This window comes from Klebsiella sp. Ech2A (assembly GCF_030078455.1).
Lineage (GTDB): Bacteria > Pseudomonadota > Gammaproteobacteria > Enterobacterales > Enterobacteriaceae > Klebsiella > Klebsiella terrigena.
In genome coordinates, this window is the sequence record NZ_JAQGFU010000341.1 from 1 (window position 1) to 2,648 (window position 2,648).

The following is a 2,648-nucleotide window of genomic DNA, read 5'->3' on the forward strand; positions in this document are numbered from 1 at the left end:
GATGGCGGCCAGGCTGCCGGCGAAGGTGGTAGCCGCTTTCGGCGAGCCGCTGGAGCAGGCGCCGGGATATTTTCTTTTTCCGTCGCCGCAGAAACTGGCGCCGGCCGACCCGCTGGCGCTGAAGGCGCTGGGCATGCCGCTGCGGCGCGCCGAAGCGCTGGTTTAGCTGGCGCAGGCGGCCATCAGCGGCGAGCTCCCGCTGACGGCGCCGAACGATATTGCGGCGGGAATGAAGCAGCTGCAAACCCTGCCGGGCATTGGCCGCTGGACCGCGAGCTATTTCGCCCTGCGCGGCTGGCAGGCGAAGGATATTTTCCTCGCCGATGATTATCTGATTAAGCAGCGCTTTCCCACCCTGACCCCGGCGCGTATTGCTCGCTATGCCAGCCGCTGGCAGCCGTGGCGATCCTATGCGCTGTTGCACATCTGGTACACCGAAGGGTGGAGCCCGGTCGCGGAATAGCCTAACGGGGCGCTTAGCGCTGGTATCGCCGCGCTGAAGCCCCTATAATTGCCGCGTTTGACGCTAAAACGTCACCCTTCCTGTACATAAAATCATTCGAGATGCGTCAAGGCGGCGGGGAAGTGAACCCCCGGAAGCGGGCTAAAGCCAGCGACCGAAGTGCACGACGCAGCTAACGCCGAGGCAGTTTGCAGGATGATGTGTATATATATCCAGGTTAATCAGGTCGCAAAAAGTTATGACTGATACGTCTCATCAGTGCGTCATTATAGGTATTGCCGGCGCATCGGCTTCGGGAAAAAGTCTTATTGCCAGCACGCTCTATCGCGAATTACGCGAGCAGGTTGGCGACGAGCATATCGGCGTTATTCCGGAAGACAGCTACTACAAAGATCAAGGTCATTTGTCGATGGAAGAGCGGGTTAAAACCAACTATGACCATCCCAGCTCGATGGACCATAGCCTGCTGTTCCAGCACCTGCAGATGCTGAAAAGCGGCCAGCCGATTGAACTACCGGTTTACAGCTACGTTGAGCACACGCGGATGCCGGAAACGATCCATATTGAGCCGAAGAAAGTGATTATCCTTGAGGGGATATTACTCCTGACCGACGTGCGTTTACGCAATGAATTAAACTTTTCCATTTTCGTCGATACGCCGCTGGATATCTGCCTGATGCGCCGTATTAAGCGCGACGTTAACGAACGCGGGCGCTCGATGGATTCGGTGATGGCGCAGTATCAGAAAACCGTCCGCCCGATGTTCCTGCAGTTTATTGACCCTTCCAAGCAGTATGCCGACATCATTGTGCCTCGCGGCGGCAAGAACCGCATTGCGATTGATATTCTGAAGGCCAAGATCAGCCAGTTCTTTGAATAACACTAACGAATTGTGTAACGTGCAAAGAGAACCCATATTGCCCTTATCCCCGGAAGGTGTGAGGGCGCGATGCCTTAAAGGAGAAAGCTCATGCGTCTGTGCGACCGAGATATAGAAGCCTGGTTGGATGAGGGGCGGCTATCCATCAGCCCGCGTCCGCCCGTTGAGCGTATTAATGGTGCGACCGTCGATGTCCGCCTGGGCAATAAGTTCCGCACCTTTCGCGGCCACACGGCGCCGTTTATCGACCTGAGCGGGCCGAAGGCGGAAGTGACCGCGGCGCTGGATCGCGTGATGAGCGAAGAGATCGTGCTGCCGGAAGGCGAAGCGTTTTATCTCCATCCGGGCGAGCTGGCGCTGGCGGTGACCTTTGAGTCGGTGACCCTGCCTGCGGATCTGGTGGGCTGGCTGGACGGACGTTCGTCGCTGGCGCGCCTGGGGCTGATGGTTCACGTGACCGCCCACCGTATCGACCCGGGCTGGTCGGGCTGCATCGTGCTTGAGTTCTATAACTCCGGCAAGCTGCCGCTGGCGCTGCGTCCCGGGATGCCGATCGGCGCACTGAGTTTTGAACCGCTGTCCGGCCCGGCGGCCCGTCCCTATAACCGCCGTGAAGACGCCAAATATCGCGACCAGCAGGGCGCGGTGGCGAGTCGAATCGACAAGGATTGATAACGTAAGCGGCTTGCTGAGGGTGCCATGAGACGAATTCTGACGACGCTGATGATCTTACTGGCGGTAGTTGTCGCCGGGCTTACCGCATTGGTATTGCTGGTCAATCCCAATGATTTTCGCGCCTATATGGTGCACAAGGTAGCGGAGCGTAGCGGTTATCAGCTCAAACTCGATGGCCCGCTGCGCTGGCACGTCTGGCCGCAGCTGAGCATCCTGTCCGGGCGCATGACGCTGACGGCGCCCGGCGCGGACGAGCCGGTGGTTCGCGCGGACAATATGCGCCTCGACGTGGCGCTGCTGCCGCTGATTTCCCACCAGCTGCAGGTTAAGCAGGTGATGCTTAAAGGCGCGGTTGTCCAGCTGACGCCAAAAACGGAAGCGGTGCGCGATCTGAATGCGCCGGTGGTTCCGCACGACAACACGCTGCCGCAGGTGTCGGAGGACAGCGGCTGGTCCTATGACGTGCGGCAGCTGAAGGTTGTCGACAGCGTACTGTTCTTCCAGCATGAAAGCGGCGAGCAGGTGACGGTGCGCGATATCCGCCTGCAGATGGATCAGGATCAAAATCATCACGCGACGCTCGATTTCTCCGGGCGGGTCCTGTCTCTTATAACCATCTCCGAGCCCACG

General features: G+C 58.9%; 3 protein-coding genes and 1 pseudogene. All 4 read left to right on the forward strand.

Annotated features, from left to right (window positions below; all coding sequences use genetic code 11):
* A pseudogene (alkA, locus tag PFH44_RS26630) lies at positions 1-463 on the forward strand (DNA-3-methyladenine glycosylase 2); the annotation flags it as partial.
* 238 nt (positions 464-701) lie between these two features.
* Complete coding sequence (udk, locus tag PFH44_RS26635) at positions 702-1,343, forward strand: uridine kinase (protein ID WP_041146397.1); 642 nt, start codon at positions 702-704, stop codon at positions 1,341-1,343.
* A 90-nt stretch (positions 1,344-1,433) separates the two neighbouring features.
* Positions 1,434-2,015: a dCTP deaminase gene (gene dcd / locus PFH44_RS26640; protein ID WP_045855745.1), complete on the forward strand. Its 582-nt coding sequence runs from the start codon at positions 1,434-1,436 to the stop codon at positions 2,013-2,015.
* Between the two features lie 27 nt (positions 2,016-2,042).
* Positions 2,043-2,648: AsmA family protein (locus tag PFH44_RS26645; protein WP_283826698.1), on the forward strand; the 606-nt coding region annotated here is incomplete at its 3' end.

Bases quoted from the DNA above. Each gene is read 5' to 3' on its own strand.
- udk (WP_041146397.1), top strand. From the start codon at position 702: ATGACTGATACGTCTCATCAGTGCGTCATTATAGGTATTGCCGGCGCA.
- dcd (WP_045855745.1), top strand. From the start codon at position 1,434: ATGCGTCTGTGCGACCGAGATATAGAAGCCTGGTTGGATGAGGGGCGG.